The sequence below is a fragment of the Mucilaginibacter sp. Mucisp86 genome (assembly GCF_047324315.1).
Taxonomy (GTDB): domain Bacteria; phylum Bacteroidota; class Bacteroidia; order Sphingobacteriales; family Sphingobacteriaceae; genus Mucilaginibacter.
The window spans coordinates 6,087,386-6,103,706 of the sequence record NZ_CP168503.1 but is presented as its reverse complement, the minus strand read 5'-3'; the positions used below and the strand labels follow the sequence as shown (position 1 = coordinate 6,103,706).

At 43.0% G+C, this 16,321-nt stretch carries 13 protein-coding genes; 10 read left to right on the top strand and 3 right to left on the bottom strand.

Annotation, left to right across the window (positions count from 1 at the left end; all coding sequences use genetic code 11):
• Window positions 1–3 precede the first annotated feature (3 nt).
• The 3 genes from ACEN9X_RS25435 to ACEN9X_RS25425 all read left to right on the top strand — a co-directional run bounded on the left by ACEN9X_RS25435 (window position 4) and on the right by ACEN9X_RS25425 (window position 3,062).
• Complete coding sequence (locus tag ACEN9X_RS25435) at window positions 4–981, top strand: electron transfer flavoprotein subunit alpha/FixB family protein (RefSeq protein WP_413667800.1); 978 nt, start codon at window positions 4–6, stop codon at window positions 979–981.
• A 23-nt stretch (window positions 982–1,004) separates the two neighbouring features.
• Complete coding sequence (locus tag ACEN9X_RS25430; RefSeq protein ID WP_090526212.1) at window positions 1,005–1,604, top strand: bifunctional nuclease family protein; 600 nt, start codon at window positions 1,005–1,007, stop codon at window positions 1,602–1,604.
• A gap of 198 nt (window positions 1,605–1,802) precedes the next feature.
• Entirely contained in the window at window positions 1,803–3,062 is a 1,260-nt protein-coding gene (locus tag ACEN9X_RS25425; RefSeq protein ID WP_413667799.1) for a nucleoside permease, read from the top strand.
• Window positions 3,063–3,186: 124 nt separating this feature from the next.
• Here the strand turns inward: ACEN9X_RS25425 and ACEN9X_RS25420 are convergent, their stop codons facing one another.
• The gene (locus tag ACEN9X_RS25420; protein WP_413667798.1) at window positions 3,187–3,903 is read right to left on the bottom strand and encodes a ThuA domain-containing protein; all 717 of its coding nucleotides are present in this window, start codon (window positions 3,901–3,903) and stop codon (window positions 3,187–3,189) included.
• Window positions 3,904–4,037: 134 nt separating this feature from the next.
• On the bottom strand, window positions 4,038–5,747 hold the full coding sequence (locus tag ACEN9X_RS25415; RefSeq protein ID WP_413667797.1) for a GMC oxidoreductase: 1,710 nt from the start codon (window positions 5,745–5,747) through the stop codon (window positions 4,038–4,040).
• Window positions 5,748–5,938: 191 nt separating this feature from the next.
• On the opposite strand from ACEN9X_RS25415, the gene ACEN9X_RS25410 reads away from it, so the two are divergent.
• The 7 genes from ACEN9X_RS25410 (at window position 5,939) to ACEN9X_RS25380 (ending at window position 12,931) form a co-directional block, all read left to right on the top strand.
• Complete coding sequence (locus tag ACEN9X_RS25410) at window positions 5,939–6,784, top strand: MOSC domain-containing protein (protein WP_413667796.1); 846 nt, start codon at window positions 5,939–5,941, stop codon at window positions 6,782–6,784.
• Window positions 6,781–7,065 carry a SelT/SelW/SelH family protein gene (locus ACEN9X_RS25405; RefSeq protein ID WP_413667795.1) on the top strand — a complete coding sequence of 95 codons (285 nt, stop codon included), beginning with the start codon at window positions 6,781–6,783 and terminating at the stop codon, window positions 7,063–7,065. Before ACEN9X_RS25410 ends, ACEN9X_RS25405 begins: the two co-directional genes overlap by 4 nt.
• Window positions 7,066–7,182: 117 nt before the next feature.
• Window positions 7,183–7,617: an RrF2 family transcriptional regulator gene (locus tag ACEN9X_RS25400; protein ID WP_413667794.1), complete on the top strand. Its 435-nt coding sequence runs from the start codon at window positions 7,183–7,185 to the stop codon at window positions 7,615–7,617.
• 240 nt (window positions 7,618–7,857) lie between these two features.
• The gene (locus tag ACEN9X_RS25395; RefSeq protein WP_413667793.1) at window positions 7,858–9,948 is read left to right on the top strand and encodes a nitrite reductase; all 2,091 of its coding nucleotides are present in this window, start codon (window positions 7,858–7,860) and stop codon (window positions 9,946–9,948) included.
• The gene (cobA, locus tag ACEN9X_RS25390; protein WP_413667792.1) at window positions 9,948–10,733 is read left to right on the top strand and encodes a uroporphyrinogen-III C-methyltransferase; all 786 of its coding nucleotides are present in this window, start codon (window positions 9,948–9,950) and stop codon (window positions 10,731–10,733) included. The genes ACEN9X_RS25395 and cobA overlap by 1 nt, the downstream gene beginning before the upstream one ends.
• Window positions 10,711–12,219, top strand: a complete 1,509-nt coding sequence (locus ACEN9X_RS25385; RefSeq protein ID WP_413667791.1) for a TSUP family transporter — start codon at window positions 10,711–10,713, stop codon at window positions 12,217–12,219. Before cobA ends, ACEN9X_RS25385 begins: the two co-directional genes overlap by 23 nt.
• 1 nt (window position 12,220) lies before the next feature.
• Window positions 12,221–12,931 (top strand): phosphoadenylyl-sulfate reductase, encoded by a 711-nt coding sequence (locus ACEN9X_RS25380; protein ID WP_413667790.1) that lies wholly within the window; start codon window positions 12,221–12,223, stop codon window positions 12,929–12,931.
• A gap of 340 nt (window positions 12,932–13,271) precedes the next feature.
• On the opposite strand, the gene ACEN9X_RS25375 is transcribed toward ACEN9X_RS25380, so the two are convergent.
• Window positions 13,272–16,220, bottom strand: coding sequence for a TonB-dependent receptor (locus ACEN9X_RS25375; RefSeq protein ID WP_413667789.1), 2,949 nt, complete (start codon window positions 16,218–16,220; stop codon window positions 13,272–13,274).
• Between the last annotated feature and the right edge of the window lie 101 nt (window positions 16,221–16,321).

The following is a 16,321-nucleotide window of genomic DNA, read 5'->3' as shown; positions in this document are numbered from 1 at the left end:
AATATGTCAGTTTTAATATATGCGGAAAATGCCGGGGGCAAATTCAAAAAGTCAATTTTTGAAGCTGTTTCTTATGCCCGTGCTATTGCCGATCAAAGTAATACTTCTGTTACTGCTGTGTCAATTGGCAACGTTGATGCAACCGAATTAGCTTTATTAAGTAAATACGGCGCAGATAAGGTACTTAATGTATCAGGAGATAAATTAAAGGACTTTGTAAACCAGGCCTATGCCTCTGTTATAGCTGAAGCTGCTAAAAAAGAAGGCTCGGCAGTTGTAGTATTATCAAATACTTTTTCGGGCCGAGGATTGGCGCCAAGGGTTGGCGTAAAACTGGAAGCAGGCGTAGCTGATGGAGCGGTTGCCTTACCGGAACAGGCAGGAGGCTCTTTTAAGGTAAAGAAAACCGCCTTTTCGGGGAAAGCTTTTGCTACGGTTGAGCTTACGTCGGCTATTAAAGTTATTGCGCTTGTACCCAACTCTTACAAAGTAGTTGAAACAGGTGGCACCGCTCAGGTTGAGGACTTTAATGTTGAACCTAAAGCATCCGACTTTAAAGCCATGATTAAAGAAATCGTTCGCTCAACTGATAAAGTTTCATTGCCTGATGCTGAAATTGTTGTTTCGGGCGGTCGCGGTTTAAAAGGCCCGGAAAACTGGGGCATGATAGAAGAGCTTGCCGAGCTTTTAGGTGCTGCTACTGCCTGCTCAAAACCGGTATCAGATGCTGGCTGGAGACCCCATAGCGAACACGTTGGTCAAACCGGCATAGCTGTCAGTCCAAATTTGTATATTGCAGTCGGCATTTCAGGTGCTATTCAACACCTGGCCGGGGTAAGTTCATCAAAAGTTATCGTCGTAATAAACAAAGATCCTGAAGCGCCGTTTTTTAAGGTAGCGGATTACGGGATTGTTGGCGACGCGTTTGAAGTACTCCCTAAATTAATTGCAGCCGTTAAAGAATATAAAGCTTCAGCATAAATACAGGTGTGATGGGGAATAACATGAAAAAAATAAAGCTTGATATTGTCGGCTTATCATACAGTCAAACTCAATCCGGCGCGTACGCACTTGTTTTGGGCGAGGTTAGCGGCCGTCGTCGTTTGCCTATTATCATCGGAAGCTTTGAAGCCCAGGCAATTGCCATCGAAATAGAAAAGATGACCCCAAGCCGCCCGCTTACGCATGATTTGTTCAAGAGCTTTGCCCAGGCTTATCAAATTGAAGTTCAGGAAGTAATTATCTACAATCTTGTTGATGGCATTTTTTACGCCAAGCTGGTTTGCAGTGACGGAAAGCGTTCTGTAGAAATAGATGCCCGCACTTCTGACGCCATCGCTGTAGCCGTACGTTTTGACTGCCCTATCTTCACATATGAATTTATCCTTTCAACAGCGGGCATTGTTATTGAAGGTAATGACTTCGTGTATTTAGAAAATATCAACGAAGCACCTGAGGAGAAATCGGTTAGCGCATCGGTTAGCGGTTACGCTTCTATCAGTACCGAAGAGCTCAAAACCAAACTACAGGAAGCCCTTGCCGAAGAATCGTACGAAAAAGCGGCGAAGATCCGCGACGAACTGAATAAACGTAAAGCATCCTAATAATTTCGGAATCCGGATTTTCGATTTCGGATTTGCCAAAAGATAATTTATTGCATATAATATAACAGAAACTCAGCCCCTGGGTTTCTGTTTAACAATCGTAATTTCTACACTTGTAGCTTTCTGATTCACATTTATTTCACTACTTTCCGCTTTTAATTTAACACTGACTAAATTTTATTTAAACCGGGTACCCATATGAATATTAAGTTCCGCTTAATACTGATGAATTTTATGCAATTTTTTATCTGGGGGGCCTGGTTGCTTACCATTGGTGCATATTGGTTTCAGGACAAACATTGGTCGGGCGCTCAGTTTGGGGCTATTTTTAGCACCATGGGTATTTCGGCTATATTTATGCCAGCCCTTACCGGTATTATAGCTGATAGGTTTATTAACGCTGAAAAACTATATGGCATCATGCACATATTTGGTGCAGCATCATTATTTACCCTGCCTTTAATTACCAGCCCTTCTGCATTTTTTTGGGTAATACTCATCAATATGATCTTTTATATGCCAACCCTTTCGCTTTCGATAACTGTAGCATATTCGGCATTAAAAAGCAGCAACAAAGATGTAGTTAAAGACTATCCTCCTATTCGCATCTGGGGAACTATCGGCTTTATCGCTGCCTTATGGACAGTGAGCCTTACCCATAATGAAACATCGCCTAACCAGTTTTATATAGCATCAGCAGTAGCACTAGCGCTCGGACTATATTCATTCAGTCTTCCCAAATGCCCTCCGCTTTCCGCTAAGGCAAACAACAAATCGTTTGTCGACTCATTGGGGTTAAACGCCTTTAAACTGTTCAAAGACCCGAAGTTTGCTATTTTCTTCGCCTTTTCAATGCTTTTGGGGGCAGCATTGCAACTTACCAATGCTTATGGCGATACCTTTATACAGGATTTTAAAAATATAGCTATTTATAAAGATTCTGTAGGCGTAAAATACCCAGCTATCATCATGTCGATATCCCAGTTCTCCGAAACATTCTTCATCTTATTGATCCCGTTTTTCCTGCGTAAATTCGGCATCAAATATGTGATGCTGTTCAGTATGCTGGCCTGGGTACTACGTTTTGGCCTTTTCGCCTTTGGCGACCCCGCAGGCGGTTTATGGATGATTGTTTTATCATGCATTGTTTATGGCATGGCTTTCGACTTCTTTAACATATCAGGCTCACTGTTTGTTGAAACGCAAGCCACTCCCGATATCAGGGCGAGTGCACAAGGCCTTTTTATGATGATGGTAAACGGCTTCGGGGCTTTTTTTGGAAGCATTGCGAGTGGCCTCATTATCGATCATTTCTTCCTGCTGCCTGGTGGAGGAAAAGACTGGCACGGCATCTGGCTTACATTTGCCGGTTATGCTTTGGTAATCGCTATTATCTTCCCGTTCGTATTCAGATACAAACACAATAAGGCGCTTGTTGAAGCGATACAGCATGCATAATTGTCTGAATCAGAATTTTCAGAATTAAAGAATTTTCAGAACACTCACATTAAAAAGCCTTGCAATGTTGAAACGTTGCAAGGCTTTTTAATTCTGTTAATTTCCAAATCCTAAAAATCATGGTTCAGTTTTTCCGCCCCATCGCATACTTAATGCCACCTAACAGATGATTTAAATATAACGGATCAGCATATGATTCATCAGTGTGTCCAAGCTCTGTATAAAAAGCCCTGCCTCCATCGAAGTTATGGTACCATGCCATCGGATGATTGTCGCCGTTTTCGCCGCCGGTATAGCTTTTTTCATCAATTTTAATTAGCACATGCAGGTCATCACCTATCCATTTGTAGTTGTACCATTCGTCCCAGCGTTTCCAGGTTTCAGGAAGGTGTTTGGTAGCTATAAAATTACGATCGAATACATCTAAAGTAGCCTCTTGCTGCTTTGGATGACTTTTGAAATAGGCACCTACCAATTTGCCATACCATGGCCAGTCATATTCTGTATCGGTTGCGGCATGTACACCAACAAAGCCACCGCCCGTTTTAATGTATTGCTCAAAAGCAGCCTGCTGGGTATCATTCAAAACATCACCAGTGGTACTTAAAAATATCACAGCCTTATACTGCTTTAGGTTATCAATAGTAAACTTTGCAGCATTGGTGGTGCTATCCACATCAAAATTATTCTCCTGACCTAATTTCATAATAGCAGGTACACCTACCGCTATTGAGTTATGATGAAAGCCAGCCGTTTTACAAAATACAAGTACTTTATCTTTAGCAAGTACTTGGGTAATAGATGCGCCTATTAGTAGGCAAATGGTTAGTAGTTTTTTCATGGTTGGTGACTGGTTGATTATGTGAGTGGTTATTGTTTGGTGAATGGTTGATTGGGTTGATTGAGTGAGTGGTTGGCCTTTGGGGAAAATAGAACTGAACAATTCACCTAATCAACCACTCACTAATCACCAACCTATAAATTTCCTTTTTTTAATTCATCTACGGCGAAATGAGCAGCGCGGGCCGTCATAGCCATATAAGTTAACGAAGGGTTTTGACATGCGGACGAAGTCATGGCAGCGCCATCGGTAACAAAAACATTTTTGGCATCCCATACCTGGTTGTTGCCGTTAAGCACCGAAGTTTTAGGATCACGCCCCATCCTTGCGGTACCCATTTCATGGATGCCATCACCAACATTATGGCCGCGGTCATGCGTTTCGATGTTCTTTACACCAGCACTTTCTAGCATGGCTTTGGCTTCCCGCACAATATCAATACGCATTTTCTTTTCGTTTTCCTTTATCTCAGCGTCCATCGCTAATATTGGTAGCCCCCATTTGTCCTTGCGGGTTTTATCAAGAGTGATTTTGTTTTCGTGATAAGGCAGCAATTCACCAAAACCGCCAATACCAATTGTCCATGGACCGGGTTCGGTAAGCGCATCCTTATATTGGGCCCCAATATTGTATTCGGCAATTTCACGGTTCCAGCCCTGGCGGCTTGCAGCACCCTGGTAACCGAAGCCGCGCAGGTAATCGCGTTTATCGCCAAACAGGTTGGCAAACCGGACTACATAAATGCCATTAGCGCGGCGGCCGTAATAATATTTATCTTCAAAACCATCAACCAGTCCGCTTGCACCAAGATTATAATGATGATCCATAATGTTATGACCAAGCTCGCCGCTACTGCTTCCTAAGCCATCGGGCCAGATGTCTGTAGCAGAGTTCATCAAAACCCAGGCGCTATTAAGTGCCGACGCGTTGACAAAAACTATTTTTGAATAATATTCATAGGTTTGATTGGTTTCGGCATCAAGCACCTCTACCCCTTTGGCCTTTTTTGTGTCCTTATCATACAATATTTTAGTAACGATAGAGTAAGGCCTCACCGTTAAATTACCGGTAGCCAAAGCAGCGGGCAATGTCGACGATTGAGTACTGAAGTAGCCGCCAAACGGACAACCTTCCCAGCACCGGTTTCTGAACTGGCATGCCGTGCGCCCCGGAATGGCGGCTGTTAAATTAGCCGAGCGACCAATAATCATATGCCTGCTGCCGTTGTAATTTTTCTTGATGCGCGCGGCGACATCCTTTTCCACCACGTTCATGTCCATTGGTGGTAAATAATGACCATCAGGCAGTTGTGGTAAGCCCTCTAATGAACCGCTGATGCCTGCAAACTTCTCTACATGATCATACCATGGAGCAAGGTCTTTATAGCGGATAGGCCAATCTATAGCCCAGCCATCTTTAGCGTTAGCCTCAAAATCAAAATCGCTCCAGCGGTAACTTTGCCTTCCCCATAAAATGGAGCGGCCACCAAGCTGGTATGAACGCCACCAATTAAAGGGTTTGATCTCGGTGTACGGCGCAGCCTGTTCATCTGTCCAATAATCCATAATGGGTTCTGTAGCGCCCCAATTACGTGATATCACCGGGCGCTGCTTACGCTGCGCCTGAGTTGGCTTTCCGGCATGATGAAGGTCCCAGGGATTCTGGCTGGCGCTCTTATAATCTTTGATATGTTCAAAGTTTCGGCCCCGTTCAAGCATAATGGTTTTTAAACCCAGTTCTGATAACTCCTTTGCCGCCCAGCCACCGCTGATACCCGAGCCTATTACAATAGCGTCATAAGTATTATTAGCCTTGGCTTTGCCGTTTACATTAGTTAATGGCATATGTTTTAAAATTGGTTTTGAGATTGGATAAAACAAGTATATTAATTAAAAATTGATATAGCAATCGATTGTGAAGAAAAGTATGAACCATAATTTATGGGATTGATGGATTACCTTGATAGTAAGTTTTATTCAGACTTCATGAAATCCGCTAATCCTAAAAATCAAGGTTCTTTTATTATTTTTACGCCATGCTCCAGGTAAGCGAATTATATATCTACCCAATAAAATCATTAGGTGGCATTGCTGTACAAAGCGCTGTGGTTACCAGTCGCGGTTTAGAACATGACCGGCGCTGGATGCTGGTTAATGAACATGGGCACTTTATAACACAGCGCGAGTTTCCGCAGATGGCTTTAATAAAAGTAATGGTAGAGCCTGATGGGATAACTGTGCACCATCATTCAAGCGGATCGTTATTAATTCCTTTTAATTGCGAAAGAAAACCTTTGCAACAGTTTGCCGTTTGGGACGACACCTGCTTTGGACAATATGTAAGCGAAGAGTTTGACCAATGGTTTAGCAAAACCCTTAATATGAAATGCAGGCTGATTTACATGCCCGATGACAGCGAACGCGAGGTTGACCAGCGTTATGCCAAACCCGGAGTGATTACTTCATTTGCCGATGCCTATCCTTTCCTGCTCATCGGGCAGGCTTCGCTTGATGATCTTAACAAACGGATGATGTTGCCATTGCCAATGAACCGTTTTCGCCCCAATATCGTCTTCACCGGTGGGGAAGCTTACTGCGAAGACCTGATGAATGAGATTGATATAGCAGGCATTACCTTTTACGGCGCAAAACTTTGTGCCCGCTGTGTGCTTACAACTATTGATCAGCAAACTGCTGTAAAAGCTAAGGAGCCTCTAAAAACCCTGGCCTCGTACCGCATGAAAAACAATAAAATTATGTTCGGACAAAACCTGGTGCATGAAAATACCGGCATAATTTCGGTGGGAAATGAACTTAACGTTTTAAGTACCCATACCGAGGAAAGATTTATTGTAGTAAAAAAACCAATAACAACCACATGAAGCCAACCATAACTATTGAATATTGCCCTAAATGCAACTGGATGATGCGCGCCGCTTACATGGCGCAGGAGTTGCTCACTACCTTTACCGATGATGTGAACGGAGTTACCCTAAAACCAAGTGAAGTAAGTGGTAGATATACGATAAGCGTTGATGAAGAAACACTGTTTGACCGCAAGCGCGATGGGCATTTCCCTGAGATTAAAGAGTTAAAACAGGCTGTTCGTGATAAGGTAAATTCGGGTAAAAGTCTTGGCCATTCAGACAGGCATCAATTGTAACTTTTATATAACAATGTCTGTATAAAATATCCTTTCTATATAATCTATAATATTACTCGAAAAAATAATTAATTTAGATGATATCTTTCTTTAACTTTGTGAGTTTTATTTTAGAAAATGCTTTCAAAAAAAACTAAGTACGCTATAAAGGCACTTGTGGTTCTTGGCAAGAACATGGACCAGCCGCCTATGCAAATTTCGAAGATTGCCGAAACTGAACGGATCCCTAAGAAATTTCTTGAGCAAATACTGCTTGATCTGCGCAATGCAGGATTTCTGTATAGTAAAAAAGGCGCTGGCGGTGGCTACAGCCTTAACCGCGACCCCAAAGAAATATTTCTGGTAAGTATTATGCGTATCACCGATGGACCTATCGCCATGGTACCCTGCGCAAGCTTAAATTTTTACCACAAATGTGATGAGTGCCACCAGGAAAGCACTTGCGGCATAAGGGATGTGTTTGTTGACGTAAGGGATGCCACACTTAAAATATTGAGCGAAACAAGTATCGCCGATATCATTAAACGCGAAAGTACTCTCATCAGCGTTTAATTTCAAAACTTCATAAAACTGTCATAACGCAGTTTTTTTTATTTAAATGCTACCTTTTCCGTATACTATATATATATTTGGGAAATGAATCGTGAGAGCATTAATATTACTTGCCAAAACCAACTGATCTGTTGCCAGATGCGCAATGGTAAATCGGGGCTATAAACGTAATATTTAACAATATATGCCTCTTTAGCCACAGCCAAAGGGGCTTTTTTATAAAAGATTAATACATAGAATATGCAGAGCTTCAGAACAGAACTGGAGAATCCCATTGTTGAGAAGGATATTATCGATCTTGAAAAAAAGATCCACGCTTTTCGTGAAGGTAAAATTCATGATGAAAAATTCAGGAGTTTGCGTTTAGCACGTGGTGTGTATGGCCAGCGTCAGCCGGGCGTACAGATGGTGCGTATTAAATTGCCATTCGGTAAGGTTACCTTTAAGCAATTGTTAAAAATTGCCGAAATCTCTGACGAATTTGGAAGCAGCAACCTGCACCTTACCACCCGTCAGGATATCCAGATCCACTATGTAAGCCTTGATCGCACACCTCAGCTTTGGGCCAAGCTTGAGCAGGATGATATTACCCTTCGCGAAGCCTGCGGTAATACTGTTCGTAACGTTACAGCCTCTCCTACTGCCGGTATCGATCCAAAAGAACCATTTGACGTTTCGCCGTATGCATATGCTACCTTTGATTATTTTCTGCGCAACCCAATATGCCAGGAAATGGGTCGGAAATTCAAGATCTCTTTTTCATCAAGCGATGAGGATACCGCATTCTCATACATTCATGATATTGGCGCCATCCCTAAAATAAATGCTAACGGCGAGCGTGGGTTTAAGATCATGCTTGGTGGTGGTTTAGGTGCGCAGCCTATTTTAGCCAGCATTGTTGAAGAATTTTTACCTGAAGACCAACTGATCCCTTATATCGAATCGGTGATCCGTGTGTTTGACCGTTATGGCGAGCGCAACAACCGTAACAAAGCCCGGATGAAGTATCTTATCCAAAAATTAGGGTTGGATGAAGTGCTGCGCTTAACCAAAATCGAGCGTACAGCCAATAAGGTAAAGTCATACCCTGTTAACCGCGACGCTGTTGATGTTCCTGCGCTGCCGCCAACAAATGGTTATCCTGAAGTAACTATCAGCAATCCGCTCCGTTATGAGCAATGGCTGGCAACCAACGTTTTTGAACAAAAGCAAGATGGCTTTTATGGTGTATATATAAAAGTACCGGTAGGCGATATATCATCTGATACCGCCCGTGCATTGGTTAAAACCTTAGAGCCTTTGGTTGGCAACGAGATCCGTATCACCCAAAACCAGGGTTTGTTATTAAAATATGTTCAAAAAGAAGCGCTGCCTGCCCTGTATGAAGGATTAGCTAAGCTTGAGCTGGCTGCACCCGGCTTTGACAGTCTTGCCGACGTTACCACATGTCCGGGTACAGATACCTGTAACCTTGGTATCTCGAACAGTATGACCATGGCCAGGGTATTGGAAGATCTGATCTATAACGAATACGAGGATTTTATTTATAACCGCGAAATTAAGATTAAAATAAGCGGCTGTATGAACTCATGCGGTCAGCATGGCTTGGCCCACATTGGTTTCCACGGCAGTTCGCTTAAAGCGGGCGCTAAAGTATTACCATCGGTACAGGTGATGTTGGGTGGCGGTACCGTTGGCGACGGCGTTGGCCGCGCTGCCGAGAGGGTAATTAAAGTACCTACCAAACGTGCTACCGACGTTTTAAGATGGTTGTTGAACGACTATAAAGAGTTTTCGCCTGAAGGTGAAACTTACCATGAATATTACGACAGGCAGGGTAAAGATTATTTTTATCGTTTGTTGAAACCTCTTGCTGATTTAACTACACTTACCGATGACGAGTATATTGACTGGGGCCACCAGGAAACCTTTGTTACCGCCATTGGTGTAGGTGAATGCGCCGGTGTGATCATCGACCTGGTAGCTACCCTGCTGTTTGAATCGGAAGAGAAATTGGGTTGGGCTAATGAAGCCTATGCTGCCGGCCGTTGGGCTGATGCTATTTACCATGCCTACAATGTTTTCGTAAGTTCGGCAAAAGCTTTATTACTCGATAAAGGCGTTAACAGCAGCACACAAATTGGTGTGATCCGCGAATTTGATGCGCAATACGTTGAAAAAGGCGAGTTTGAGTTAAACGGAACATTTAATGAACTGGCACTACAGCTCAATCAAAACGAGCCTTCACAGGAATTTGCCACCGCATATTTAGCACAGGCTACAGAATTTTTAAGCAGAAGTAAGGATAAGAGAGAGGCGCTTGTACAATAATGACTGATACTAATAAAAATATAAAAGAGCCGCGCATTACACTGGTTGGCGCAGGCCCTGGTGATGCCGACCTGATAACCATAAAAGCCATCAAAGCTTTAAAAACAGCCGATGTTGTTTTGTACGATGCTTTAGTTAATGAGGAGCTACTTGATTACGCTCCGGAAAACTCCACAAAAGTTTACGTTGGCAAACGTTCCGGCGACCATACCTTTTCGCAGGAAGCAATTAACAATCTTATGGTTGATTATGCCAAAAACTATGGCCATGTGGTTAGGTTAAAAGGCGGTGATCCCTTTGTATTCGGTCGCGGATATGAGGAACTTATTGTTGCCTCGGCGCATAACATACCTGCTTCGGTTATTCCGGGTATTTCAAGCTCGATAGCCGTGCCCGAATTACAGCAAATCCCTGTTACACACCGCGGATTAAGCGAAAGTTTCTGGGTAGTTACCGGTACTACTGCTAACGGTAAGATCTCGAACGACCTTATTGATGCTTCACGCTCAAATGCTACTGTGGTTGTATTGATGGGGATCCACAAGCTGGCCGAGATCACTGAAATATTTAAGTTACAAGGCAAGAACAAACTGCCTGTAGCCGTTATCCAAAGCGGATCAACAGCTGAGGAGAAAATTGCCGTTGCTACTGTGGATACCATTCTTGATGCCGTTCAAGAAAGCAGGATCTCATCGCCTGCTATCATTGTTTTAGGCGAAGTGGTATCACTTCATCCAAAATTCCAACTGATACAAGAAGTTTATGACGTTGTTGCCCGTGGATAAAAGTTTGACCAATATTCAGGATGAAAAACAGGAAGGGAACCAGCTTTTCCCTGTTTTTTTAAAGCTGAATGACCTGCATACGGTGCTTATTGGCGGCGGTAATGTTGGTTTGGAAAAACTTACCGCTGTGCTTAACAACAGCAATAGTGCGAGGGTAACCGTTATTTCGCGCGAGTTTTTGTCTGAGGTACATACGCTTGCATCACAATACCCCGGTATCCGCATCGTACAAAAATCATTTACTGACGATGATCTGAACGAAGCTGATATAGTTATCGCTGCTACCAACGATAGCGAGCTTAACAATTACATCCGCAACGCTGCTCATGATCGTAAATTATTGATCAATGTAGCGGACAAGCCTGCATTATGTGATTTTTACTTAGGATCGATAGTGCAAAAAGGCGATCTGAAATTAGCCATATCTACCAACGGAAAATCACCTACTGTGGCCAAACGACTAAAAGAAGTATTAAATGAAAGCCTTCCTGCCGAGCTTGATATCACTTTGCAGCAAATGAGCGAACTAAGAAATACCCTTGAAGGTGATTTTGCCGACAAGGTAAAGAAACTGAACAGCGTAACATCTGTACTGGTTGAGCCTAAAGCTGCCAGCCGCAAAAATTTTATCTGGCTAATTTGGTCAACCATTATCGTGTCGCTGGCCATTGGTATAACCGCACTTTATTTCAAAGAGCCTAACTTTAAGCACTTCGTAACCGGCATCGATCCTATCTTTTATTACTTTTTAGGAGCCGGGTTTGTATTTGCTATGATTGACGGAGCCATTGGCATGTCGTACGGTGTTACCTCAACCACATTCTCACTTTCTATGGGTATCCCTCCGGCCTCAGCCAGTATGGGCGTACACCTTTCCGAGATCATGAGTTGCGGTATAGCTGGCTGGATGCATTATCGCATGGGTAACATCAACTGGAAGCTATTTAAACTCCTGGTTATACCGGGTATCATCGGTGCTGTAACAGGGGCTTACTTGTTATCATCACTTGAGCATTATAGCATGTATACCAAGCCTGTTGTATCTGTTTACACACTGATATTAGGTATAGTAATATTCAAAAAAGCATTCAACACACAAAAGAAAAAATCGGCCGATAAAGTAAAACGCATTTCATTGCTTGGTTTAGGTGGTGGTTTTATTGATGCTGTTGGCGGCGGTGGCTGGGGTTCAATCGTACTATCTACCCTGATAGCCGGCGGAAGGAGCCCTCGTTTTTCATTGGGCACAGTGAAGCTTTCTCGTTTTTTTGTGGCAATGATGGGTTCAATAACCTTTATTGCCATGGTAAGCAGCGATCATTGGCAGGCTGTAGGCGGCCTTATTTTAGGCAGTGCGCTTGCATCACCAATTGCTGCTAAGATCTCCAATAAGATCTCTGCAAAAACTATCATGGTGGCGGTCTCGGTAATCGTTATCCTCATCAGTATCCGTTCTATTATCATGTTTATTACTAAGGTTATATAAAATGAGCACCGCATTACAACAAATACAAGGCGTAACTGCCGGGCTCGCCCCTATTGAAGCTCTGACCAAATTGGCAGAGCAGTTTCCGGGTGAGGTGATTTTCTCAACCAGCTTTGGTTGGGAAGACCAGGTGATCAGCCATATGATATTTGCCAATAACCTGCCTATCAAAGTATTTACACTTGAAACCGGCAGGCTTTTCCGCGAAACTTATTCGGTTTGGGCGGCTACCATGAACAGGTATCAGAAGCCCATTCATGCTTACTATCCCAATAACGAGTTGCTTGAAGAAATGGTAAGCAAAAAAGGCCCTAACAGCTTTTATGAATCGGTTGAAAACCGTAAAGAGTGCTGCGGGATTCGTAAAATAGAACCGCTTAAGCGTGCTTTAAAAGGTAATAAGATCTGGATCACTGGCATCCGCGCCGAGCAGTCGGTTAACCGCCATGATATGCATGACCTGGAATGGGACGAACAAAATCAACTGGTGAAGTTCCACCCTATTTTTAGCTGGACGCTTGACGAAGTTAAAGCTTACATTAAACAATACAACATTCCATATAATTCACTGCATGACAAAGGTTTCCCAAGCATTGGCTGTATGCCATGTACCCGTGCGGTAGCCGAAGGTGAAGATTTCCGTGCCGGCCGCTGGTGGTGGGAAGATCAATCTAAAAAAGAATGTGGGTTACATGAAACAGCAAAACCCTGATGAATAGGATTTAAGGATTAGCTTGAAAACTATGCAAGTTGATCCTATCAAACTAATTCATGAAAATCCTCTGATCATGTAAATCAAGGTTCAAGACGCTTTTTTTTATACGTAGGTCAATTAGTCGAAAGATTGGTTGGCCTTTTTTTTAAAGCTGATTTTTTTGATTACATTGATTTCGTTGATGACTTTCTATGCTTTATAATGATTTGATTATTTATATTAATATCTCTTACAATCATCTATTTTTATCACAGTTAAAAAATCAGCGGTCAAAAAAAGGGATGAAGTTTTTACACCTCATCCCCTTACAAACTAATATAAAACGTAATAAGAGCGCTTACTTGTTGTTATTGTTACCTGCTAACAAACCATCAAGCGTTACAGAAACATAGTACAAGCCGCCGATTGTTGGGCCGCCTGCATATTGGTAGTATCTTTTATTGAAGATGTCGGTAGCACCTAACTTAAATGTTGCATAGTATGAAGGTACGCGGTAGGTAACCTGTGCATCCACTGTTTTGATTGATGGTACTGTGCCTGTAACCAGCGGGCTCTCCCACAGGTATGACTGCTGCCACTTGTAAACTACGTTGAAGCCGAAGTTTTTAACCACTTCGCGGTTACCGAACGATACGTTACCAGACCATTCCGGTGTATTAAACCCTGTAACAAAGATATCAGAAGCTGTTTGGGCTTTCAGCTTATTAAAGCTCACGTTACCAGATACGGTGTAGTGCTGGTAGAAATTGTAAGTGATACCTGCAGATGAACCGTAGTTATGATAGATATTCTTGGCGTTAGTATAAACGCGGTACCTGCTTTGACCCTGGCTGGCAGCGTTAGTTGATGTACCCGTTGTAGGGTCGCGGTTAATATCAAGCATTGATAATACAGCTGCATCCGAGCCTACAGTAGCACCATTTGGTACAAACACCTGCACCTGACCAAGGAAGCCGTCATAGCGGTTAGTGTATGCATCAATATCAATGAACACTTTATTATCCGCCACTATGCCTTTGTAGCCAACTTCAAAAGAAGTAATCTGTTCAGGACGTGCCGGTGGCAGGTCCGCTATTTTTAACAGGTTACGATTAGCCAAAGCTGCCTGATCTGAGCCGCCTGCAGCATTCACAGCTGCGTTAAATGCCACAACTGATGTTTGGGTATAGCTATTACCAAGATATCCTAAGCCTTCGTTAATGAATGGTAAACTGCCTACACGTTTTACGCGGCCGTTATTTACGTATGATAAAGCCTCAAACAATGAAGGGAAACGATAACCGTTCTGGAATGTAAACCTGAAGTTGTGATTTTGGTTAACGGTGTAAACGGCAGCTAAACGCGGTGTAAATTTAGGATCGAAGTACGGGTTGCGGTCCCAGCGGATAGAACCGAATAATTTCAATTTCTCATCAAAAAAAGTTTTGGTAACCTGGGTAAAGGCGCCATATTTTTTGTAGATCACATCTTTACCAAAAGTACCGTCGGCCAATGGAGTGTTCCTGTCTGCAATAGGGCGGCTAAAATCCACGAAGTTATTACCATCAGGTGTAATGCTATACACACGTATATCCGCACCAACCAACAGGTCAGCAAATTTAACTTTGCTGCTCAAATCCCACTGGGCTTCACCGTTGTACATGTGACTTTTTTGAACCAGGGCCGCACCTCCTGTAACCGGAGCATTAGGGATCAGGCTCGATTTAATATCCCAGTTATTAATGCCTATAATGGTTTTCCTCAAAGCATCAAACTCAGGAGTACCTGGCTCAACCCTACCTTTATCAGCAGCAGCGCGGGCAGCCTGCTCAGCCGCTGCCAGATTTGCCGAAGTAAGTACACCACCATTATAAGCTTTTAAAGCATTGCCATATAAAGTTGCCCAGGCCGAGTTGCTGGCGTGGTTCAAATCAAGGTTATCTGCCAGTGGTTTCACGTTAAACGAGTTGCCGGTGTTTTCAATCGATTCGTAGCCACGAACCAGGAATTCTTTCCCTTTTAACTCAATTTTATGGTTCTGAACAGTTGCACCTTGTAATGAAATTTTGTTACCGCGTTGAAACACGCCATCAAGCCTGCCATAACGATAGGTATATGATAGTACGGTGCTCGGCGATAATTTATAAGCCAGCGTACCATCTAACTTCAAGTTTTTCACGTGCGGATCAACCAGGTCAACCTCGTTGTATCCTGTACGCGCCACAGTAAGATTTGGACGGGCTTTACCATCAACCGTGATGCCTTTTATTGATACAGTATTACTACCGGCAAGTGCGTCGTCACCATATTTGTTCCAGCCGTCATAAGCAGCGTTGCTGGTGCCTGTTAATTCAGGATAAGCCGGGTTTGCTGATTTAAGGTTGGTTGGATTTTGATCAAGGCGGGTATCTGACTGCCAATCCTGACCTTGCATATAGCTAAAGTTTACTTTAACGGCAAACTTATCGTTAAAGGCTTTGGCGTAACGCAAAGCATCTTCAGTAAGTGAGCTTGCTCCAAGACGATCTTTACCCACATGGTTAACGCCCTGACGATGGTAAAAACTTAAGCCCTGATATTTAAAAGCATCTTTAGTAAATAGGTTCGACAATCCGTTAATAGCATTAGTTCCGTAAAGGGCAGCAGCAGCACCCGGAGTAATTTCCACGCTGGCTATATCCAGTTCGGTTGGGCCAATAGCATTACCAAGCGGCACACCTAAAGTAGCCGACTGCATATCGACACCATCAACCAACTGCATAAACCTGAAGTTGTTTGGACTATTAAAACCACGTGTATTAGGTACTTTAAGGGTAATACTGGTTGTAGTCATCTGTACGCCTTTAACGTTCTCTAAGGCGTCATAAAAACTGGGGCCAGGCGATTGCTTTAAGGCCGTAATGCTCAACTTTTCGATTGCCACCGGAGATCGGAGCAGTTTCTCTTCCTTACGAGATGCCGTTACCACCACCTCATTAACCAATAATGATTGTGTTGTTAAGGTGATGTTTACCGCACTGTTAGCATTTTTTATATAAAACTCCTGTGGCTGATAACCTATTGCGGTAAAAACAAGCGTATAAGGTAACTTGGCGCTTGTGGTTAAAGAAAATTTGCCGGTAGTATCTGTTGATGTTTTATTGGTTGTGCCTTTTATAGATACGGTTGCCCCTACCAGCGGCTTGCCCTGGTCATCGTCAACCTTTCCGCTCAATATATATGAGCCATTAAGCTGTGCATAACTTATGCCCGGCAATAGTACCAGGAAGAGCACAAGTATTCTAATTGAATTTGTAAAAATTTTCATGAAGTAATTGGTGTGGTGGTAATTAAAATTGTGATTTTTGGTCCGTGTATTATCGTTGATTGAGTTATGCTCAACAACAACACATTGCAGTTAGGAGCTGC